This window comes from Methylococcus sp. ANG (assembly GCF_040730495.1).
Taxonomy (GTDB): domain Bacteria; phylum Pseudomonadota; class Gammaproteobacteria; order Methylococcales; family Methylococcaceae; genus Methylococcus.
The window spans coordinates 1275195-1293893 of the sequence record NZ_CP160399.1; the positions used below are offsets into that span (position 1 = coordinate 1275195).

The 18699-nt window shown below is 67.1% G+C and carries 23 protein-coding genes and 1 pseudogene; 8 read left to right on the forward strand and 16 right to left on the reverse strand.

From position 1 onward, the window contains the following. Positions 1–97: 97 nt before the first annotated feature. The 7 genes from ABZN20_RS05990 to ABZN20_RS06020 form a co-directional block, all read right to left on the reverse strand. Positions 98–640 carry an AAA family ATPase gene (locus tag ABZN20_RS05990; protein WP_367027098.1) on the reverse strand — a complete coding sequence of 181 codons (543 nt, stop codon included), beginning with the start codon at positions 638–640 and terminating at the stop codon, positions 98–100. 47 nt (positions 641–687) lie between these two features. Beyond that, positions 688–1899 carry an MFS transporter gene (locus ABZN20_RS05995; protein WP_367027099.1) on the reverse strand — a complete coding sequence of 404 codons (1212 nt, stop codon included), beginning with the start codon at positions 1897–1899 and terminating at the stop codon, positions 688–690. 44 nt (positions 1900–1943) lie between these two features. Continuing rightward, complete coding sequence (locus ABZN20_RS06000; RefSeq protein WP_367027100.1) at positions 1944–3320, reverse strand: CoA transferase; 1377 nt, start codon at positions 3318–3320, stop codon at positions 1944–1946. 214 nt (positions 3321–3534) lie between these two features. Beyond that, complete coding sequence (locus ABZN20_RS06005) at positions 3535–4293, reverse strand: sulfite exporter TauE/SafE family protein (RefSeq protein WP_134552539.1); 759 nt, start codon at positions 4291–4293, stop codon at positions 3535–3537. A gap of 12 nt (positions 4294–4305) precedes the next feature. Next, complete coding sequence (locus tag ABZN20_RS06010) at positions 4306–4941, reverse strand: LysE family translocator (RefSeq protein ID WP_024889569.1); 636 nt, start codon at positions 4939–4941, stop codon at positions 4306–4308. A gap of 13 nt (positions 4942–4954) precedes the next feature. Next, positions 4955–5167: a DUF1737 domain-containing protein gene (locus ABZN20_RS06015; RefSeq protein ID WP_221886791.1), complete on the reverse strand. Its 213-nt coding sequence runs from the start codon at positions 5165–5167 to the stop codon at positions 4955–4957. Continuing rightward, positions 5164–5775: an RBBP9/YdeN family alpha/beta hydrolase gene (locus tag ABZN20_RS06020; protein ID WP_134552537.1), complete on the reverse strand. Its 612-nt coding sequence runs from the start codon at positions 5773–5775 to the stop codon at positions 5164–5166. Before ABZN20_RS06020 ends, ABZN20_RS06015 begins: the two co-directional genes overlap by 4 nt. Before the next feature lie 185 nt (positions 5776–5960). On the opposite strand from ABZN20_RS06020, the gene ABZN20_RS06025 reads away from it, so the two are divergent. Both ABZN20_RS06025 and ABZN20_RS06030 read left to right on the forward strand, forming a co-directional pair. Next, complete coding sequence (locus ABZN20_RS06025) at positions 5961–6620, forward strand: LysE family translocator (RefSeq protein WP_020649383.1); 660 nt, start codon at positions 5961–5963, stop codon at positions 6618–6620. Positions 6621–6681: 61 nt separating this feature from the next. After that, positions 6682–7569, forward strand: coding sequence for a PhzF family phenazine biosynthesis protein (locus tag ABZN20_RS06030; RefSeq protein ID WP_134552533.1), 888 nt, complete (start codon positions 6682–6684; stop codon positions 7567–7569). Positions 7570–7850: 281 nt separating this feature from the next. Here ABZN20_RS06030 and ABZN20_RS06035 read toward each other — a convergent pair. From ABZN20_RS06035 to ABZN20_RS06065, 7 genes and pseudogenes are all read right to left on the reverse strand, one after another. Beyond that, a pseudogene (locus ABZN20_RS06035) lies at positions 7851–8246 on the reverse strand (transposase); the annotation flags it as partial. Then, positions 8147–9202 (reverse strand): transposase, encoded by a 1056-nt coding sequence (locus ABZN20_RS06040; RefSeq protein WP_367025156.1) that lies wholly within the window; start codon positions 9200–9202, stop codon positions 8147–8149. The pseudogene ABZN20_RS06035 and the gene ABZN20_RS06040, both read right to left, overlap by 100 nt. A 112-nt stretch (positions 9203–9314) precedes the next feature. Then, complete coding sequence (locus ABZN20_RS06045; protein ID WP_029578113.1) at positions 9315–10223, reverse strand: LysR family transcriptional regulator; 909 nt, start codon at positions 10221–10223, stop codon at positions 9315–9317. A 37-nt stretch (positions 10224–10260) separates the two neighbouring features. Further along, the gene (locus tag ABZN20_RS06050) at positions 10261–10536 is read right to left on the reverse strand and encodes a hypothetical protein (RefSeq protein ID WP_024889575.1); all 276 of its coding nucleotides are present in this window, start codon (positions 10534–10536) and stop codon (positions 10261–10263) included. Continuing rightward, positions 10533–11375, reverse strand: coding sequence for a PfkB family carbohydrate kinase (locus tag ABZN20_RS06055; RefSeq protein ID WP_024889576.1), 843 nt, complete (start codon positions 11373–11375; stop codon positions 10533–10535). The genes ABZN20_RS06050 and ABZN20_RS06055 overlap by 4 nt, the downstream gene beginning before the upstream one ends. After that, complete coding sequence (locus ABZN20_RS06060) at positions 11372–12088, reverse strand: glutamine amidotransferase (protein ID WP_270173792.1); 717 nt, start codon at positions 12086–12088, stop codon at positions 11372–11374. The genes ABZN20_RS06055 and ABZN20_RS06060 overlap by 4 nt, the downstream gene beginning before the upstream one ends. After that, complete coding sequence (locus tag ABZN20_RS06065; protein WP_021205431.1) at positions 12085–12888, reverse strand: YggS family pyridoxal phosphate-dependent enzyme; 804 nt, start codon at positions 12886–12888, stop codon at positions 12085–12087. The genes ABZN20_RS06060 and ABZN20_RS06065 overlap by 4 nt, the downstream gene beginning before the upstream one ends. Positions 12889–12958: 70 nt before the next feature. Here ABZN20_RS06065 and ptsJ point away from each other — a divergent pair, with 70 nt between their 5' ends. Further along, positions 12959–14260: a transcriptional regulator PtsJ gene (gene ptsJ, locus ABZN20_RS06070; RefSeq protein WP_029578116.1), complete on the forward strand. Its 1302-nt coding sequence runs from the start codon at positions 12959–12961 to the stop codon at positions 14258–14260. A gap of 65 nt (positions 14261–14325) precedes the next feature. On the opposite strand, the gene ilvE is transcribed toward ptsJ, so the two are convergent. Next, entirely contained in the window at positions 14326–15303 is a 978-nt protein-coding gene (gene ilvE, locus ABZN20_RS06075) for a branched-chain-amino-acid transaminase (protein ID WP_009463302.1), read from the reverse strand. Between ilvE and ABZN20_RS06080 the strand changes: the two genes are divergently transcribed. From ABZN20_RS06080 to ABZN20_RS06100, 5 genes are read left to right on the forward strand one after another with little or no spacing between them, the layout of a single operon-like run. Next, the gene (locus tag ABZN20_RS06080) at positions 15211–15462 is read left to right on the forward strand and encodes a hypothetical protein (protein WP_367027604.1); all 252 of its coding nucleotides are present in this window, start codon (positions 15211–15213) and stop codon (positions 15460–15462) included. The genes ilvE and ABZN20_RS06080 overlap by 93 nt on opposite strands. 22 nt (positions 15463–15484) lie before the next feature. Continuing rightward, positions 15485–16399, forward strand: coding sequence for a LysR substrate-binding domain-containing protein (locus tag ABZN20_RS06085; protein WP_144735406.1), 915 nt, complete (start codon positions 15485–15487; stop codon positions 16397–16399). A 6-nt stretch (positions 16400–16405) separates the two neighbouring features. Further along, on the forward strand, positions 16406–16909 hold the full coding sequence (locus ABZN20_RS06090) for a GNAT family N-acetyltransferase (RefSeq protein WP_367027101.1): 504 nt from the start codon (positions 16406–16408) through the stop codon (positions 16907–16909). A gap of 4 nt (positions 16910–16913) precedes the next feature. After that, the gene (locus ABZN20_RS06095; RefSeq protein ID WP_367027102.1) at positions 16914–17498 is read left to right on the forward strand and encodes a peroxiredoxin; all 585 of its coding nucleotides are present in this window, start codon (positions 16914–16916) and stop codon (positions 17496–17498) included. Further along, complete coding sequence (locus ABZN20_RS06100) at positions 17495–18202, forward strand: AraC family transcriptional regulator (protein WP_023008466.1); 708 nt, start codon at positions 17495–17497, stop codon at positions 18200–18202. Before ABZN20_RS06095 ends, ABZN20_RS06100 begins: the two co-directional genes overlap by 4 nt. Here the strand turns inward: ABZN20_RS06100 and ABZN20_RS06105 are convergent. Further along, positions 18154–18549, reverse strand: a complete 396-nt coding sequence (locus ABZN20_RS06105; RefSeq protein ID WP_031209962.1) for a VOC family protein — start codon at positions 18547–18549, stop codon at positions 18154–18156. The two genes, ABZN20_RS06100 and ABZN20_RS06105, sit on opposite strands and share 49 nt — an antisense overlap. Between the last annotated feature and the right edge of the window lie 150 nt (positions 18550–18699).

Below are 18699 nucleotides of genomic sequence, written 5' to 3' on the forward strand. Positions count from 1 at the left end.
ATCGCGTGATCACCCCAAACGGTGCCTGCGAGTGCGCCTGCGACAAGGACGTGTTCGGATCGACAGCCAAGACGGCCGCCACAAGTCGGTCTCGCCTTCAGCAGCGATGAATCGCTTGGAGAACGAAGTCGGCCCGTTCGGCCACACTGGCGCGCGGAAGCAACCTGACTTCGTAACCGAGTGCCCAGTAGGTTGCATCCAGGTGGGCGTATTCCGCCTCAGCCTCGGGAAAGCCGTGCCGCCGCGCCTCGTCGGCGCAATAGATGTCCGGCCAGGGCGGAGCGAGGAACACGAGCCGCCCATAGGGGCGGGATTCGCCCAGGCTTTCCGACAGAGGTACACCGAACAGTCGCTGAAGCGCTGCGGCGGCGTCGATTAGCCCACGGTCGAAGAAAACCGGACCAGCGTCCCGTGCCGCGCCTTCGAGATCAATGGCGGCGACGCGCAGCGCCTCGCGCAGAAAGGCCGCCATGTCGGTCCATGGCAGGGCGTTGCCGCCCTGTCGAATCTGCTCGGCGATGATCCTCCGCCCGGGTTCGGCGACGGTCGCATGACCACGCCGCCGCAGTTCCCCGAGCAGGGTCGACTTGCCGCCGCCGGAGCACCCCGATATGACCACCTGAGGTGGCATCGGCGTCATGTCAGGGCTTGCTTCGACCAGCAGACGGTTTGTCAATTCACTTGTCATCATTGGTTTAGCCGAAGAGACAGACCCCACGCAATGGTGGTGCTGAGCATGCCAAAGGCGCAGACCCCGGCCCATCCATGGGCAGTGAAGGCCCACCCGCATGCAGCAGCGCCGAAGGCCCCGCCAAGCAGCATCGTGCCCATGAACACGGTGTTCAGCCGGCTGCGCGCACCCGCATCCAATGCATAGACCATGGTCTGGTTCGCCACCTGAGCCGACTGCACGGCCACGTCGAGCAAGAAGATGCCGAGGACGAGTGCGGGGATCGATGAGCGTCCCAGGTACAGCACGGCAAATGCCGTTGCGGTTCCCACCGCGCCTGCACGAACGACTGCGCCGTGTCCGCGTCGGTCGGCAAAACGGCCAGCCGCCGGTGCAGCCAACGCGCCGCACACGCCGACCAGCGCGAACAGGCCGGCGGATACCGCGCCGAGCTGCAGTGGCGGCCGCTCCAGCCAGAGCGCGAACGTTGCCCAGAAGCCGATCATGCTGGCAAACAGCAGGAACTGGACGGCCACAGCCTGGCGCAAGGAAGCGTGCTTGCGCACCAAATGCCACATCGACAGCAGCAATCGTCCATAGCCGAGATCGGAGGACGGCGGCACCACCGGCAGCGTCCATGCCAGCCGAAAGCCCAGTACCAGCATCAGTGCCGCAGAAAAACCGAAGACGGACCGCCAGCCCCAAAGCTCGGTCATCCAGCCGCTCACCACACGGGCTAGCAGGATGCCGATCAGGATGCCGCCCGTCACCACGCCGAGCACCTGCCCCTTTCGGCTGGAGAGCGCCAGGTGGATGGCCAAGGGAACCAGTTGTTGCGCCACGGTGGCGCACAAGCCCACGGCGAGGCTCGCCAGTGCCAATTGAACGAAGCCGGAGGACGCGGCTGCCAGCACCAAGGAGAGCACCAGCGCCGCCAGCGTTCGCAAGATGAGAGACTTGCGCTCCAGCCGGTCACCCAGTGGTGCCAGGAACAGCACGCCCAGGGCATTGCCCGCCTGGGTGAGCACGGGCAGCCAGGTCACGGTCCCCGCAGAGAGCGCGAACTCCCGGCTCAATTCGCCGAGAAGCGGCTGGTTGTAGTAGCTGTTGGCCACGGATGCGCCCGCCGCCAGGGCAATGGTCCACAGCAGATGGGAGGGCAAGGCTGACGTGGCAGGCATCGGTGCGGCACGCGATGCATCGCCGGGGTGACCTGGGATATTGCTCATTCAAGGTGTCTGGCCCTATCAACTCTCGGCTTGCGGACAAGCGCTCACCAGTTCGGGCGATCCGTTCCCGGCGGCACTGACGGTCGCGCATAGCCGGCCGGTGTTCGCGCCAGTTGCGCGCTGGGGCGCACGGCGCGCAGCTGGCCGAAGCCGGAGACTTCGTCGGCGAGCCAAGGGCTGAGGTCCGGCCTGCCGGCCCGCAGGCCGTCTTCGATGCGCCCCAGACCGCGCAGCCAGTGCCCGGTCTGCGCCAGCGACACCTGCACGTGCCAGCTTCCCCCTTCGCGCGACTGTCGCCACAGCGCGGCGGCGGCGCCGAAAGCCATCAGGAAGCCGCTGGCCTGGTCGAGGATCTGCATCGGCAGCGCGCGCGGCTTGCCGTCGCCCGCCGCTTCGCCCTCGGCGTGGTTGAAGCCCATTGCCGTCTGCACCAGCGAATCGAAACCGCGCCGGTCGGCCCAGGGCCCTTGCGTGCCGTAGGCGGTCAGCGACACTGCGACGATGCCGGGCCGGCGCGCGGCCAGGGCCTCGGGCGAGAAGCCGAGCGCTGCCAGGCCGCCAGGCCGGTACCCCTGCGAGAACACGTGGGCGTCTTCCACGAGCCGCCACAGCGCTTCGCGCCCGGTCTCGCTGCGCAGGTCGATGTGCGCCGAGCGCTTGCCGCGGCTGGTTTCGGCAATAGCGGCGATGTTGGGGAGGTTCGGTGAGTTGATCAGCATCACGTCCGCGCCGAACGACGCCATCGCCCGCCCACCGACGGGGCCGGCCAGGATGCGCGTGAGGTCGAGCACGCGCAGGCCGGCGAGCGGCCGCTTATCGGTCGCCAGGGGCGGCAGTGCGCGCGGTGGCGCATCGGCGATTCGGGTGATGGTCATCAAGGGTTGCGAGGCCACCGCCCGACCCTGGGGCGTGGCATCCCACTCGGCGAAGCTGCGCAACGCCGTGGCCACCAGTGCGTGGTCGGCCGCGGCCTGCTCGAAGTCCAGCGCCTTCCAACCCAGCAGGGCCTGCTCTGCGTCGGCGCGTGTGGCAGTTGCTGGGTCCAGGCCCAGCAGGCGCAGCGCGCCATCGCGGTGGTGCGGGAAGTTGGTGTGGACACGCACGTAGCCATCGGCGCAGCGGTACAGGCCGGCGAACGGGTCCCACAGCTCGGGCTCCTGGCCGTCGAGCGTGAACCAGCCGGTGCATTCGGCGGCGGCGTGGGCCATGTCCACGGCGACACGCTGGCGCGGAACACCCCACTCATGGCCCAGTTCGCAGGCGGCGAGCGCGGCCGCGGCAATGCTGGCCTGCGCGGCGGTGCCAACGGCGAAGGACGAGGGAAACACCGGGTCGCTGCCCGTCAGCGCGATCCCGGCCAGCGCCTGCGGCGGCAGCCCGCCCAGCGACCAGAGCGCGGTCAGTGCATCGAGTGGATTCATCGTATGGACTCCTCACAGAAAGTTCGCCAACTGAATCGACACGGCGCCTCGTTGGTCGAGTCGAGTTGGCAGATCCAGGCGGGTGGCAGGGTCGGTGCCACGTTGTCCGCAAACGCAGCGGACCGCGGAAAGCAGCATCGCGCGCCATTGGCGATGCCGGGGAGCGCCGTATTCGCACAGGCGTGGGCGTCGCGCGCCCGCTGCAAGCGATCCATCATGCGCCCGCCTTCAGCCCGAAGTACGCAGAGAGCGCCAGGCCGGTCGCCACGATCGTCCAACGCAGCGCCAGCGGCGGAATCCAGCGCGCCAACCGCGCGCCGGTATAGCCCCCCACGATCGCGCCCAGCAGGACCGCACTGCCTTGCGTCCAGGCGATGGACCCGGTGGCGACGAAGAGCATCACCGCGGCACTGGTCACGACGGTAGCCATCGCATTTTTGACGGCGTTGGCCTCCTGGACATCGCGCACACCCAGCAAGGTCAGGATCGCCATCAGCATGATGCCCAGGCCGGCGCCGAAGTAGCCGCCATAGAGTGCGGTCAGGAACTCCGCCCCCGCCGCCACCAGGTGCGGCACCTGACCGCGAGCATGCCGCTCGATGGCCTGGCGCAGCCAGGGCCCCAGGGCGAACAGAACGGTCGCGACGAGGATCAGCCACGGCACCAGACGGCTGAACTGTGCATCTCCGGTGAACACCAACAGTGCGGCGCCCACCAGCGAACCGGCACCGACCACGGGCAGGCTGCGCCGCAACGCGGCGCGGTGGCGCCCGAGTTCGCTGCGATAGCCGAGCAGACTGCTCGCATGCCCCGGCCAGATCGACACCGCGCTGGTGGCGTTGGCCGCCACGGGTGGTACGCCGGCAGCCAGCAGCGCGGGAAAGGTGAAGAATGTGCCGCCGCCGGCCACCGCATTGCAGATGCCGCCGATCATGCCGGCACCGGCCAGCAGCAGGAAGGTTCCGATGTCCATGCCGCTCGCACCTCAGCTCGTCGGCCTGGACAGGGCCAGACGCAGGCCAAACCCCATCAGTGCCAGGCCGGTGAGCGCATCGAGCGAGCGCATCACCGTGGGCCGGCGCAGCCAGCGTGCCAGGGGCCGCGTGGCCAGCACCAGTGCGGCGAACCAGAGCAGTCCCATCGCGGCGTGGATGCCGGCCAACAGCACGCTGAACGCGACCACCGGCACATCGGCGGGAACGAACTGTGGCAGGAGGCTCACGTAGAACACCCCGACCTTGGGATTGAGCAGATTCGTCAGCAGACCGCGCAGGAACCAGCGCTCGCCACGCACGAGCGGCGGATCGTCTGCGGGCAGCGTCGGCCGGCTCTTGAGCGCGCCAGAGATCAGCTTCCAGCCGAGCCAGAGCAGATAGGCCGCGCCCGCGATCTGCAGCAGGGTGTAGGCGAGTCGGGAGACCGCGAGCACCGCGCCGAGCCCGAGGGCCGCGATCAGCCCCCAGATCAGCACGCCGGTCACGATGCCGCCGCCCGCCCTCATCGCCTTGCGCCCCCCTTCCACAGCGGCCGTGCGAAGTACCAGCGCCGTGTCCAGGCCGGGGGTCAAGGTGAGCAGCAGCGCCGTCAGCGTGAAGCCCAGGATCGCAGTCGATGCATCCATTGGGGGATCTCCGTCAGAGCACAGACAAGTCCAGTGACTCGCTGTACGTCGTCGATTCGATGGTCTTGACGATGGCCTGGCCGCAGATCACTGCGCCACGCGCCGCGTCGTAGGTCAGGCTCGGCGCGCCATACAGCTCCCAGCCGCTGTTCAGGGCCGCGGTGACGCGGTGGCAGAACGCCGCGTCGTCGATGCCGGTCAGGTAGCGGTACGCGCGCATGCTCATGCTCCCCGTCGATTCGATGCCGGCATCTGGACGCGCAGCCCCGCTCCGAATGCCTGCAGCAGATGCCAGCCGGTGTCCCAGTCGCCCACGCCGCTGGCGGCATTGATATGCCCGAGGGCGCCGACTTCCAAGCATCCCGCTGCCCAACCCATGGCCATGCGCCGGGCGTGCTCCGGCGAGCCATAGGGGTCGTCGCTGCTGGCGACCACCAGTGCGGGAAACGGCAGGGGTTCGGTCGGTGGCGGGCCGAACTCGCTCGCCTCGCCTGGAAACGCCGGTGCGCCGGGGTCAGGGACGGCAACCAGGAAGGCGCCCCGGACCTGGGCGATCCGATGCTGGATGTCTTCTCCGATTCCCGGCCGCGATGCCCAGTGCGCGACGAGCAGGCACGAAAGGCTGTGTGCGACCAAGACGACGGGCGCACCGCACTCGTCGATAGCCGCATCGAGTGCCTGCAGCCAGTCGGCCAGGTCCGGCCTGTCCCAGTCGGCAGGCTGGAATCGCCGGCCATGCTCCTGGCGCGACGCCCAGCGCGTCTGCCAATGCTCCGGCCCGGAATTGCCGATACCGGGAAGCATCAAGAGGCGAACGGTCTGAAGGTGGCTCATGGTGGCGTGCGCGGATATCCGGGGTGAGGTTGTCTGGCTGGAAACCTTAAGACCGATGCGTCGAATTGCCGAGTGAGAAGGTCTCAGCAAGCGTCGAGAAAAGCTCAATGGTCAGCTGGAATGGCCTTGGCTATCGTCGAAGTGCACTTCCTTCACAACCGACGAAGAAGCCCCCCGAGTTCGCCATGTCCGATATCCCGCTCCTGATTTCCTACGTCCTGGCGGCCTGGCTGTCCATCCTTACGCCCGGCCCGGCCATCCTGCTGGCGATGCGCAATGGCGCTCGCCAGGGCGTGGTCGCGAGCCTGTGGTCGACGCTGGGCAACATGTTGGGGTTGCTCGTGGTTTCCGCGGCGGCCGCGTGGGGCGTCGGCCTGTTCCTGCTTGCATCCGCCCACGCGATGACCGCACTGCGGCTGGCCGGCGCCGCCTACCTGGCGTACCTCGGTCTTCGCCTGCTTGTGCAGGGCAGACACACACGGCCGCCGGACGCCGGTGCCCATGACGCAGGGCCGGTGCAGGCCTTCGCGCTGGCGAAGGAAGGATTCCTGGTGGCGACATCCAATCCGAAGTCGATCCTCTTCTTCACCGCCTTCTTCCCCCAGTTCATCCGGGCCGACCAGGCGCTCATCCCTCAGTTCATGGGCCTGACCGCGATCTTCGTGATCCTCAGCGGCGCCACCTTGACCGGCTATGCCGCCATTGCAAGCCGGGTGCGGGGAGCATTGGGCACTTCCGTCTGGCGCCAGCGCTGCACGCGCTTGGCGGGCATCGGCTTCCTCGGATTCGCCGCATGGATTCTTTTGTGGAGACCGTCGAGCGGCGCCAAGGCCCTGGCCGCGTGATTCATTCCCGGCCACGCGCACGCAACCGAGCACAGGCGGTGCGACCGAACCTGGAGAAGCGATGAACAAATCCTTCCTGCAAGTCGATGTGTTCACGAGCCAGCCGCTCAGGGGCAACCCGGCTGCCGTCGTGTTCGATGCCGACGACCTCGATGCGCGGACCATGCAGCGGATCGCGCGCGAGATGAACCTGTCCGAGACGGTCTTCGTGCTGGCCCCGGAATCGCCCGACACCGACTATCGGGTGCGCATCTTCACGCCCTCCAGCGAGCTGCCGTTCGCGGGGCACCCCACCATCGCCACTGCGAGCGCGGTGCGTGCGCACCGTGGCGATCTGGTCGATGCAAGTCTGCTGCGGCAGGCCTGCGGCATCGGCATCGTGCCTGTCGAAGTCGTTCCGACCGAGGGCTCGCCGATCTACTGGATGACCCAGGCCAGCCCGCAGTTCCGCAACACGGCCATCGGTCCTGGGGAAATGTCGGCCCTGCTGGGCTGCGATGCGAACATGCTGGCCGCGATGCCGGTAGAAGTCGTCTCCACCGGCATCCCGTGGCTGATCGCCGAGCTGCGCAGCGTCGCCGCCCTGGCGTCGCTGCGTCCCAACCTGCCTCGCATCGCCGAACGCTGCCGCGCATCGGGTGCCGTCGGCGTGACCGTCTTTGCCGAGCACGAGGCCGACGCGCCGGTACGCTTGCGCCTGCGCACGTTTGCGCCAGGCGAAGGCGTGGCCGAGGACCCCGTCTGCGGGTCTGGAAACGGGTGTGTCGCGGCATTCCTGGCAAGGCACCGGCACGCATCGGCTCTCCAGGGTGGCTACCTTGCGGAGCAAGGCATCGAGATGGGACGCGATGGCCTGATCCACGTCGAATGGACCCGAAACGGCGACGAATTGACGGTGCGCGTCGGTGGCCAGGCCGTGACCGTCGCCAGCGGCACCCTGCATCTGTAGACGCGGCGGCACGTTCAGCCGCTCGGTCGCCCATGGCTTGCCATGGCACCTGCGCGGCGTCCCCGACGAAGGTCTGCGCTGCGAGGAACGCGGTTGCCCAGGGCTAGGAGTCTGTCGGACTATGGATTTACTCGGGTCGGGATTCTTGGAATCGAGAATTTTTCGGGGGCATTGGCGGGGTAGTCACCAGCGTTTCGCGTCGATAACTAGACCAAGATGTGCCCCGCCTCCCCCATGGCGGCGCTATTGGTGTGTAACGCTTGGTTTTTACGTGAAGCCTGTCACGCTGCCGCCAACACGTGCATCCGCCTCAGATTGAACGCCATCGCCACCAGCTTCCATTCTCCGGCCACTGCCTCCAAGCCGCGCAGAGAGAACTGGCGGAATCCCAAGACCTGTTTGATGATGCCGAACACCGGCTCCACCGTGGATTTGCGCTTGGCGTAGCGGGCCTTCCCTGCCTTCGTTTTGAGTTTCCAGGCCATCTTCTCCACGGGATCGGTGGTTTCCGGTTCCGGGGCATCCGGAGCCAGGCGTTCCGCCAGCGGCACGTGATGGCTGTCCCGTCCCATCGCGATCAGCGGTTCGATCTGCTGTTCGCAGCAGGCGTGCACGTTGCCGGCGCTGAAGTAGCCCGTGTCGGCCAGCAGGGCTTCGGGCTTCCCCAGGCTTCCGGCAGCTTCTCGATCTCGGCCAGCATCGGTTCGACCTGCTGCTTGTCGTTGGTCTGCTGACTGACGGTGGTGGCGACGATCAACATCGTCTCCACATCCACCGCAGCCTGGCTGTTATAGCCCTGGAGGAAACCCGCGTGGCTCGGCATGATGCGGGATTCCTCGTCGGTCAGATTGATCTGGTCGCTGGCCTTCGGCCCGGTTTCCGGCGGCTTCGGCTCCTGCCCACGTGGCTTCTTGCCCGCCTGCCGCTGGCCTTCGCGACGGGCTACCTTGGCTTCATAGTCCTGCTGCGCCCGGGCATCGCGCTCCGCGACCCGCTCCACGATCTTGGCCTTCGCCTCCGCCAGGGCCTTCAGCCGATCCTGCCGCCGCGCCAACTCCTCTGGCAGGTCGATGCCGTCCGGCTCCTCCGCCCCGTCGGCCTCCGCCGCCTTCTGCAACAAGGCCTGCACCTCCTCCCGCAACTGCGCTTCCAACTTCTCGATGTGGCCATGAGACAAGGCCTTGTGCTTGGAGGCGTTGGCCTTAATCTTGGTCCCGTCCAGGGAAATCTGCCCGAGCCTCACCAGCTTCATCGCCTGCGCCAGGCTCAAGACCTGAACGAACAGGTCCTCCAGCTCCCCCAGAAAGGTCTTGCGAAAGTGGGCCAGGGTGTCATGATCGGGATGGGTTTCCGCCGACAGAAAGCGGAAGGCCACCGAATCGTAGGTGGCCCGCTCAATCTTGCGGCTGGAGAACACCCCGGTGGCATAACCATAAACCAGCAGGGCCAGTAGTACCGACGGATGGTGCGCCGCCGACCCGCGCCCCGAGTAGCGGCTCGTCAGTCGACTTAAATCCAGCTGATCGATGACCTCGACGAGGAACCGTGCCAGGTGGTTGGCTGGCAGCCATTCGTCAACCGAGGGCGGTAGCAGATACTGCTGGTGGCGATTGACGGGGATGAAGCGGCTCATCGGGTCTCACCTTGTCGCGATCTATCCGGAATAGGCCGCTATGTTAACGGAAACAGCGGACTTCCGCCCCTCCAATCCGGTTCGAACCAGAACCGGAAAGTCCGACAGACTCCTAGATCGGATCGACGGCGGGACTGTCGTCGCGCGAGAGCATGGCGCGTTCGATGAAGTGCTGCAGCGGTTCCGAGGGCTCACTGTCCGGCCGCAACAAGTAGGTGGTCATGCATGCCGACGGGTCCGACAGGGGCCGCGCAATGACCTCGGGATGACGGCAGACCGAAATCTGCGCCGCCGTGGCGAAACCCAGTCCGTAGCCCGCGGCCACCAGCGTCAGCATCAATTCCAGTGTCGCGACCCGCTCTGCGATCCGGGGCTGGATGGCGGCCGTCCGGAGCAGCCGTTTGATCTGCCGGTACGCACCCTCGCAGGTTTCCGGGTGGCACTTGATCAGGGGATAGCGCAGCAGTTCATCCAGAGGGACCTGCCTGAAGGCCAGCAAAGGATGGCGCGTCGGAATGGCCACCAGGATGGGATCGGACCAGACCGCCTCGCACAGGATGCCCTCTCCAGCCTCGTCAGACTGCGCAAACCCGGCATCGAAAGTGTCGTCGCGCAACCCGCGCACTTGCGATGCGAGCGGCGTCTCGAACAGGCGGATTTCCACATCGGGCTCCTCCTCCCGGCACAGGGCCAGGAGTGCCGCGAGGCGTGTCTGCGCGATACCGTCCGACAGCGCGAGGCGCAGCATGCCGCGATAGCCCGTGGCGGCGGCCCGGACGTTGGTTCGTGCCTGTTCCAGCACCGCGAACACGCGGCGGGCATCTTCCAGCAGGACCTGGCCCGCCCAGGTGAGCTGGGTGCCGCGCCGATTGCGCTCGAACAGCGTGGCGCCGAGGTCAGACTCCAGCTCCCGGATGGTGCGCGACAGCGGAGACTGCTCGATATGGAGCCGCACCGCCGCACGCGTGAAGTGCAGTTCCTCGGCCACTGCCACGAAACAGCGCAGGTGTCGCAGCTCCATCGCGCCACCTACGCGTACATGAGGCCGGGAGCTTGATTCACGCGAGCGGCTCCTCGGGCGCCGTGCCAGACAGCAGCGCCGTGATCGGCAAGGGTTGGAACAAGAGCTCGCGGCCGAGGACCTTCAGGCCGCCAGGACCGCTTTCGAGCAATCGGCGCTCTTCGCGCGCGACGAACAGTTCGGTGCGATAGCCATCGCATTCGGGAAGTCGCTGTAGCAGGTCGCGGATCGCGTCGCCCGCCCAGGGCGTTTCGCTGTCGAACTGACCCAGCAGCCGGCTATGCCGGGAAATCACGAGGCGGTAGGCATTCATGGCCGGACGCTCCCGGCCATAGCGTGGATGGCCATTTCCTCCCAGCCCAGGCGCCGGGTGCGGGTCAGTTGCTCGGCGGTTTCGCCGCAGGCGCGCTCGACGGCCTGAGGCATCTCTATGCCAAGCAGGCAATGGCCGGTCAGGCGCGCGGCGAAGTAGTCGCCGGCCCCTTTCACCACGCAGGGCACGCGGGGATGCTCGAAGAGGCGCGATACCCCCTCTCGCGTCTCCAGCAGCGTCTGGACGACGGCGCTTTCAGGATCATCCTGGACACTGGTCACCACCACCCATTGGGTGGGGCCGCGCAACAGCGCACGGGCAGCCTCGCGGCAATCCGCCAGACCCTGCAGCGTTCTGCCGGTGACCTGTTCCAGCTCGAACCGATTGGGGACGAGGCCGTGGGCTTCTGGAATCAGCAGCGTGCGCCAGGCCTCGGCCATGCCAGCCGCCGCATACACGCCTTGGTCGTAGTCGCCAATGACCGGATCCAGGTGCAGGCGCAGTTGCGGGTGGCGCTCGCGCATCGTCGACCACCAGGATGCGAGGATCCGTGCCTGCGACGGCGCGCCGAGGAAGCCGACCTGCACAACGCGAGCGCACGCGGGGATGCCGCGCGCCTCCAGGTCATCCAACCAGCCAGCGAACCACGCGTCGGGCACCGCACCGCCATGGACCGAGGGATAGTGCGGGGTGTTGCTGAGCAGCGCGGTCGGCACCGCGGTCGTAAGCAGCCCGCAGGCTTCCAACGCGGGAATCGCCGCGTTGTTGCCGACCCGCCCGTAGACCACCTGGGACTGGATGCTGATGACATCGATGGGCACAGGTTGGGTCACCGTCATTCAGGACGCCCCCCCGTGTCCTGCTGCCGGTCCAGCCACGCGCCGATCGTGCGGTGGGCCGCAGCCTTCAGCGTTGCCCCATGCCGCTCGGCATCCGCGCGCAGCGTGCGCGGATCGACGCCGGCCTGGCCCAGCTCGCAGCAATGGCCGACCAGCCAGCGTTCGATTCGGCTGGCATCGGCTTCCAGGTGGAACTGCAGACCCAGCACCCGGTTGCCGACCGCGTAGGCCTGCTGCACGCAGCTTTCGGTGCTCGCCAGCAGTTCACTGCCCTCAGGCAGCTCGAAGCGGTCGCCGTGCCAATGCAGCACCGGCACGCCGGCCAGCGGTGCCAGCACCGAGCGGCGGCCCGCATCCGTCAGCGTCAGCGCGCCGAAGCCGATCTCCTTGAAGCCCATGGGGGCGACGGCGGCGCCGAGCAGGCGCGCGATCAATTGCGCGCCCAAACAAATGCCGAGCAGCGGCCGGCCGCTGGCCAAGCGCCGTTCGAGCAGACGCAGTTCGTCGGCAAGAAAGGGATAGGCCCGCTCGTCGAAGGCGCCGATCGGCCCACCCAGTGCAATGAGAAGATCGCTTGCCGCGGCCTCCTCACCGGCCAGGTCGTCCGTCGTGGGGTCGAGGTAGCGCACGTCGAATCCACGCTCGCGCAGCAGCGGTTCGAGCGTGCCGAGGTCTTCGAAATGGATGTGGCGCAGGGCCAGGGCGGTCTTCATGCGGTCTGCTCCGATGCGGTCGATGTCGCAGCCCGGTCGTCGTCGGGCCAGTAATGGCTGTCCGGCGTCGCGCGAGCGCCAAAGATGGCCTGGCCGACGCGCACGACGGTGGCGCCTTCCTCGATGGCCAGCTCGAAGTCGCCGGACATCCCCATCGACAGTTCGTCCATGCCGATGCCCGCCGGCGCCTCCTGGCGCAGCCGATCACGCAGTTCGCGCAACAGCACGAAGCAGGGACGGACCCGCGCCGGATCGGCCGACAGCAGCGCCAGTGTCATCAGGCCTCGCACGCGCAGGGTGGAGAAGCCCGGCAGCGCCCGGACGAAGCCGGCCACCTCGGAAGGCGGCAAGCCGAACTTGCTGGCCTCGCCCGAGGTGTTGACCTGCACGAACACATCCAGTGCGCGCCCTTCGGCTTGCAGGCGACGGTCCAGCGCCTCCGCCACACGCAGGCTGTCCAGGGCCTGGAACTCGCTGGCGAAGCGTGCCACGACCTTGGCCTTGTTGGTCTGCAGGTGGCCGATGACCGACCAGCGCAGGTCGGCGAGATCCACCATCGCTTCGGCCTTGCGCTGCGCCTCCTGCACCTTGTTCTCACCCAGGTCGCGGCAGCCGGCGGCGTAAGCCAGACGGATGCGCTCCTCCGGCACGGTCTTGCTGACCGGCAGCAGGCGCACATCGGACGGATCGCGTCCCGCGCGGGAGCAGGCATCGGCGATGCGCCGATGCACCGCCGCCAGATTGCGCCGAAAGTCCTCGACGCTGTGTGCGGTGGGCCAGGGATGCGTCTGCGCGTTCATGGACAAGGGGTTCTCCGTGCTGCTAACATTGTCATAGGACAAAATATACATTGTCACGGGACAAACGGGAATGGCAGAAAAGACCGCATCGGACATCTTTGAGCGCATTCGCCGCGAGGCACATGCGGGCCAGCTTGCCGCGGGCCAGACACTGCCGTCCGTGCGCGAGATGGCCGATCAACTGGGCGTCAACCGCAACACGGTCGCCGCCGCGTACCGGAAGCTGGTGGCCGCAGGCATTGCCGAGACGCTGGGGCGCAACGGAACGGTGATCCGGCCAGCGGCGCGTCTCGGTGAGCAGGAGGGCCTGCAGCCCGGCTCGGCGCTGGCGGATCTGGCCAGCGGCAATCCGGACCCGGCCTGGCTGCCCGATCCATTGCAGGCGCTGGCAGCCAGCGGCTACCGGCCCGCGCTGTATGGCCAGCCTGTACTCGACCCAGCACTCGAACGGCTGGCGCGGCAGTGGTTCGGAGCGGATCTCCGGGAGGGTGACGGTCTGGTGCTGGCGCATGGTGCGGTCGATGCGATCGAGCGTCTGTTGGCTGCCTACCTCGTCGCCGGCGACAAGGTGGCGGTGGAGGACCCGTGCTTCCTCGGCAGCCTCAACATCCTGCACAGCACGGGCCTGGCAGCGGTGCCCGTGGCCATGGATGCGCACGGCATGCGCCCGCAGGCGCTGGAAGCGGCGCTGGCCAATGGCGCCCAGGCGGTGCTGTGCACACCAAGGGCGCAAAACCCCACCGGCTGCGGCCTGAGCGAGCAGCGCGCCCGCGAACTGCGCCGCGTGCTCGCCCGCCATCCGCACGTGCTGGTGATCGAGGACGACCACTTCGCCTTGCTGGCCGAGACGCCGTACTTCTCTATCGCGCCCGCGGCCACCACGCGGCGGGCGCTGGTGCGCTCCGTGTCCAAGGGCTTCGGCCCGGACCTGCGGCTGGCCTTCATCGCTACCGATGCGGGGACCGCCGCAAGGCTCGGCATGCGACTGGCTCCCGGCACGACCTGGGTCAGCCACCTGCTGCAGGCGGCCGTGCGCGGCCTGCTCGGATCCGACGCGGCCACGGCGCGCCTGCATGCGGCCAAGACCGCCTACGCCATGCGTCGCAAGGCCCTGATCGATGCACTCGGCGCCGTGGGCATCGCCGCCAGGCAGCCCTGCGACGGGTTCAATGTGTGGATTCCGTTGCCGGAAGACCGTGACGTTCACCGCACCGCGCAAAGCCTCGCACGCTGCGGCTGGGCCGTGCGAACCGGCGATGCCTTCGCGATCGCGCCCGCGGCCCCCGCGCTGCGAGTCACGGTCTCGACGCTCGAACCCGGGGACGCGGCGCGCTTTGCCGCGCAACTGCGCGACTGTCTGGGGCGTGTATGAAGCCAGTCTGCATGGCATCGTGCCTGTCCTCTCGCGGGTCCGTCTGCGTACCGGTCCATGGCGCGCTACGGCGCCTGCAAGGCGGAGGCGACGCGAGCGGGCCACGGGCGCCGTTCCAACAAGCCGGTCTCCCGTTCCCGCAGCGTCCGGCCGACCTGGCTCGCCTCGGTCACGGACGCGCGAAAGTCCCGGATCAGTTGTCGCGTCACCGGCCCCACGGGCCATTCGGTGGTCGCCGCATCCTCGACCAGCGCCACCACCGGCTGCAGTTCGACCGAGGTGCCGGCGGTGAATACCTCGGAGGCGGCGCGCAGTTCGTCCAGCGTCACGGTCCGCTCCTCGACCCGCAGCCCGCGCTGGCGCGCCAGTCCCATCACGTGCCGCTTGGTGATGCCGTCGAGGAAGCAGGTCGGCAATGGGGTCACCAGCACCCCGTCATGGACCATCAACAGGTTGGTTGCCGTGGTCTCGGCGACCCGGCCTTCGCTGTCGAGCAGCAGTGCGTCGTCGCAGCCCGCCGCTGCGGCGGCATGGCGCGCAAGGGTACCGATCATGTACAGCCCCGAGCACTTGGCCGCGGTGGGTGCGGTGTCAGGACGGGGACGCCGCCAACTCGCCAGCTGCAGCCGGATGCCTTCCTCGGCGCGGCCCTGGGACGCCGCCGTGGGCCAGTCCCAGGCCGCGATCGCCACGTGGATGCGGGCGCGCGGCGAAGCGATGGAAACACTCTCCGCGCCGCGCCAGGCCACCGGGCGGATGTAGGCGTCGTCGAGCTGGTTGGCCCACAGCACCGCCTCGATGGCCTGTGTCAGTTCGCCTTGCGACCACGGCAGGTGGTAGTCCAGCAGCGCGGCGGACTGCTGGAAGCGTTCCAGGTGAGGCGCATTGAGGAAGACATGACCGCCATAGGCGCGCATGCCCTCGAAGACGGCCCCGCCCATATGCAGCGCATGCGTGAGCACGTGCAGGCGCGCCTCGCGCCAGGGCAGCAGCTCGCCATCGAGCCAGATCAGGCCATCGCGATCGTCAAGGGAATTGAGCATGGTGCGCACCGCTGTACAGGTTGTGGATGGCGTCAGTGTGCGGCCGGTTCGCCGTCGGCACGAGTGAGCAAATCTCAGACGATGCTGAGTTTTGGTCCTCGTGTCGGCGAGCGTGGAGACGACGATTTCCGGTTTAATGAGTCCATGAACGACCAATGACTTCCAGGAGGGTGAATCCCCCATGCGCATCCCTGTCCCGTTGAATGCCTTGCGCGCCTTCGAGGCTGCGGCGCGCCATCTCTCGATCAAGGACGCGGCCCTGGAACTGGCGGTCACCCCCTCGGCGGTCAGCCACCAGTTGCGCACGCTGGAGGACATGCTCGGCGTCGAACTGCTGCGCCGCATCGGTACGCGGCTGGAATTGACCAGCGCCGGCCGCCGGCTGGCACCTAGCCTCAACGAGGGTTTCGCCCTGATCGCCGAGGGCGTGAGCAGCTTGCGCGAGGAGCGGCGCGACGGGCCCCTGCGCGTGAACATGCTGCCGACCTTCGCGACCAACTGGCTGTCGCCCCGCCTGAGCCTGTATCCGTTCGAGCGGCGCGGCTTCTCGCTGGACATCTCCACCACGCAGGACGACGTGGATCTGGCCGCCGGCGTGGCCGATGCCGGCATCTGGTATGGCGACGGCCAGTGGGCCGGCCTGCAGGCCGACCTGTTGTTCGAGGCCACCATCGATCTGTACGCGCGCCCGGGCTTTGCCACCGGCTCGCGCCGGGAACGCCTCAAGCAGGTCGCGCGCGCCAACCTGTTCGTGTCGCGGCATTGCCTCAGCTGGCGGCGCTGGATGGACAGCCTGCCCGGTGGACCGTTCGAGCCGGCTGTCGTAACCCGCGTGGACTCGGGCGGCCTGACGATGCAGGCGGCCGCCGATGGGGCCGGCGTGTCGATCGCCGTCTGCGAACTGGCCGAGAGTGCCGTCCGGCTCGGACGCCTGGCCTCGGTCTTCGACCACCCTGTGAGCGCGGGCGTCGGCTTCTGGCTCGTCTATCCCGAGGCGCTATCCGAAGATCGACGGCTGGATAACCTGCGCGGCTGGCTGCGCGAGCAATGTCAGTCGGAAAGCGGAACTCGGAACCCAGAAGCGCGGACAGCATAGACACGTATGAGTAACGCATATCCAAAAGACCAGAAAGCACCGCCGGATGACGATGTGACGCTTCGACGGCTCGTTGTCCATGACGCCGTTGCACTTGCCTCCCTGCTGGCCGCCTATGGCGACGAGATGCGCCACGGGCAAGGCGCCGGGGCGAATGCACTGGCCCGTGCCAATGCCTTGATCGCCGATCCGGTCGCGGAAGTGCTGGGTGGCTTTCTCGGCGGCGAACTCGTCGCCTTCGCAGTGTTCTTCGATCTGCCCGAGGCGATCTCCGGAGGGCGGTCGGGCCAGCTCGACGACCTGTACGTCCTGCCCGCCGCGCGCGGGAAACGACTCGCTCAGCGGCTCATCGCGGCCATCGCCGATACCGGTCGATCGCGCGCCTGGATCCATCTGCGCTGGCTGGTCCCCGAGGACAACCCCGATGCCATCCGGGCCTATGCGCGCTTCGCCGAACCCGCCGGCTGGAAGAGCTACGTGCTTTGGCTGGCCGGTAGCGAGCGGTGGTAAAGCCATGAACAACCTGCAGCAGGTCGATTGGTCGCGTCTTCCGCAGCCGGAGGACGATGGCGGCGCCCGCCACCTCGCGGGCATGCGCCTGCCCACGCTTGAACTGGCATCGACGGATGGTGGCCGTGTCGATCCTTCGCGCCTGCGCGGACGCACGGTGCTTTATCTCTTCCCGATGACGGGCCGGCCAGATGTCGCACTGCCTCCAGGCTGGGACGAGATTCCAGGAGCACGGGGCTGCACCCCGCAATCCTGTGCCTTCAGGGATCATTTCGCCGAACTGAAGTCCTTGGGCGTCGCCCAGTTGTTCGGCGTGTCCACGCAGGACACCACGTACCAATGCGAGGCGGTGGCGCGCCTGCACCTGCCTTTCCCGTTGCTGTCCGACCATCGTCTTTCATTCGCAACCGCGCTCAGTCTGCCGGTCTTCGAGGTGCAAGGCCTGGCGCTGCTCAAGCGGCTGACCCTGATTGCGCACGATGGCGTGATCGAGCATGTGTTCTATCCGGTGTTCCCGCCGGACCGGAATGCCGACGATGTCATCGAGTGGCTCAAAGGCCATCATGCCAATCAATCCGGCAAACCATGAATATCGGATCGTTCGGCGGTTCCTGGAGTGAATTTCCCGACATGCAAGACATTGCCAGCTTCCACCGCTGGGTTCACCCGGTGAACAGGGCCGAGCGCTATCTGGTGCTGCCCGACGGATGCCGAGACGTACTGTGCATCCGCCATGCGGATGGCTTGGTTCAGATCGTGTCAACCGGGTTTGATGTTCGGCCTCGGCTGGTCGATCTGCTCCCCGGCACCACTATCACAGGCTATAGGTTGCGCCCGGGCGCGGGCGTGAGCGCGCCTGCCATGCAGGCGATTGCCGCAGACCATGATCGAATCGGGGAAATTCTCGACGAGCAGTGCGAAGCCTGGACGCATCTGGACGAGGCCATCCTGGCGCTCAGTTTTCCGGGTGCAACGGTTGGCGCCGCCTGCCGCAGCATTGGCATTTCCATCCGAACGATGCAAAGAGTCTTTCTGGGCAGAAGACTCCCACCGCCGGACTACTGGCGGCTCTTGGGACGAGCGCGCCGGGCAACCGGACTGCTTTCGTCGGGTGAACCTCTTGCCGAAATAGCCAGCATATGTGGCTTCAGCGACCAAGCCCACATGACCCGCGAACTTGTCCGCTGGTTCGGCCATTCTCCGGCGCAGTTGCGCAGGCAAGCCGACGTCCTTGAGCGCCTGCGTCAACCCGGGCTGGGCAACTGGGCGGGCGAACAAATCTCCACCAGATAACCGTTGATATCGGTGACGTAACACGTCGTCTGCCCCCAAGGTTCACTTCTAACCTCCTGCACAGGTTGTGCGCCGGCGGCTACGGCACGCGTATAGGCCGCATATACGTCTTCCGTTTCAAAGGCGATCTCGAATACCGGGGTTTCGGGTGCGGGCTTGCCGGGTGTCTTGCCCAGAGTTCGCATCAATTTGACGGAAGAAAAAGCCAGCTTGGTTGCCCCCGTGACGAGTTCACCATAGTCCCCCGACTCGTGCAGAAAACCCCGCTCCATGGCAAAAGCACGTTCGTAAAAGGCCAGCGAGGCGGCCACGTCTTCGACGTAGAGAATCGTGTATCTGAAAATCATCTCAGCTCTCCAAGTTAGATGGAGAAATGGATTCTGGGCCAGGCTTCATCCCCTGTATTGAATGATCGCGACAGGTGCATGTCAGTGAGCACCTGTCAGGCGACACCGTAAATTGACCCCCTAGCGACACGAGGAATTAACCCCCCTCGT

Bases quoted from the DNA above. Each gene is read 5' to 3' on its own strand.
- ABZN20_RS05990 (WP_367027098.1), bottom strand. From the start codon at position 640: ATGACGCCGATGCCACCTCAGGTGGTCATATCGGGGTGCTCCGGCGGC.
- ABZN20_RS05995 (WP_367027099.1), bottom strand. From the start codon at position 1,899: ATGAGCAATATCCCAGGTCACCCCGGCGATGCATCGCGTGCCGCACCG.
- ABZN20_RS06000 (WP_367027100.1), bottom strand. From the start codon at position 3,320: ATGAATCCACTCGATGCACTGACCGCGCTCTGGTCGCTGGGCGGGCTG.
- ABZN20_RS06005 (WP_134552539.1), bottom strand. From the start codon at position 4,293: ATGGACATCGGAACCTTCCTGCTGCTGGCCGGTGCCGGCATGATCGGC.
- ABZN20_RS06010 (WP_024889569.1), bottom strand. From the start codon at position 4,941: ATGGATGCATCGACTGCGATCCTGGGCTTCACGCTGACGGCGCTGCTG.
- ABZN20_RS06015 (WP_221886791.1), bottom strand. From the start codon at position 5,167: ATGAGCATGCGCGCGTACCGCTACCTGACCGGCATCGACGACGCGGCG.
- ABZN20_RS06020 (WP_134552537.1), bottom strand. From the start codon at position 5,775: ATGAGCCACCTTCAGACCGTTCGCCTCTTGATGCTTCCCGGTATCGGC.
- ABZN20_RS06025 (WP_020649383.1), top strand. From the start codon at position 5,961: ATGTCCGATATCCCGCTCCTGATTTCCTACGTCCTGGCGGCCTGGCTG.
- ABZN20_RS06030 (WP_134552533.1), top strand. From the start codon at position 6,682: ATGAACAAATCCTTCCTGCAAGTCGATGTGTTCACGAGCCAGCCGCTC.
- ABZN20_RS06040 (WP_367025156.1), bottom strand. From the start codon at position 9,202: ATGAGCCGCTTCATCCCCGTCAATCGCCACCAGCAGTATCTGCTACCG.
- ABZN20_RS06045 (WP_029578113.1), bottom strand. From the start codon at position 10,223: ATGGAGCTGCGACACCTGCGCTGTTTCGTGGCAGTGGCCGAGGAACTG.
- ABZN20_RS06050 (WP_024889575.1), bottom strand. From the start codon at position 10,536: ATGAATGCCTACCGCCTCGTGATTTCCCGGCATAGCCGGCTGCTGGGT.
- ABZN20_RS06055 (WP_024889576.1), bottom strand. From the start codon at position 11,375: ATGACGGTGACCCAACCTGTGCCCATCGATGTCATCAGCATCCAGTCC.
- ABZN20_RS06060 (WP_270173792.1), bottom strand. From the start codon at position 12,088: ATGAAGACCGCCCTGGCCCTGCGCCACATCCATTTCGAAGACCTCGGC.
- ABZN20_RS06065 (WP_021205431.1), bottom strand. From the start codon at position 12,888: ATGAACGCGCAGACGCATCCCTGGCCCACCGCACACAGCGTCGAGGAC.
- ptsJ (WP_029578116.1), top strand. From the start codon at position 12,959: ATGGCAGAAAAGACCGCATCGGACATCTTTGAGCGCATTCGCCGCGAG.
- ABZN20_RS06080 (WP_367027604.1), top strand. From the start codon at position 15,211: ATGCGTGAGCACGTGCAGGCGCGCCTCGCGCCAGGGCAGCAGCTCGCC.
- ilvE (WP_009463302.1), bottom strand. From the start codon at position 15,303: ATGCTCAATTCCCTTGACGATCGCGATGGCCTGATCTGGCTCGATGGC.
- ABZN20_RS06085 (WP_144735406.1), top strand. From the start codon at position 15,485: ATGCGCATCCCTGTCCCGTTGAATGCCTTGCGCGCCTTCGAGGCTGCG.
- ABZN20_RS06090 (WP_367027101.1), top strand. From the start codon at position 16,406: ATGAGTAACGCATATCCAAAAGACCAGAAAGCACCGCCGGATGACGAT.
- ABZN20_RS06095 (WP_367027102.1), top strand. From the start codon at position 16,914: ATGAACAACCTGCAGCAGGTCGATTGGTCGCGTCTTCCGCAGCCGGAG.
- ABZN20_RS06100 (WP_023008466.1), top strand. From the start codon at position 17,495: ATGAATATCGGATCGTTCGGCGGTTCCTGGAGTGAATTTCCCGACATG.
- ABZN20_RS06105 (WP_031209962.1), bottom strand. From the start codon at position 18,549: ATGATTTTCAGATACACGATTCTCTACGTCGAAGACGTGGCCGCCTCG.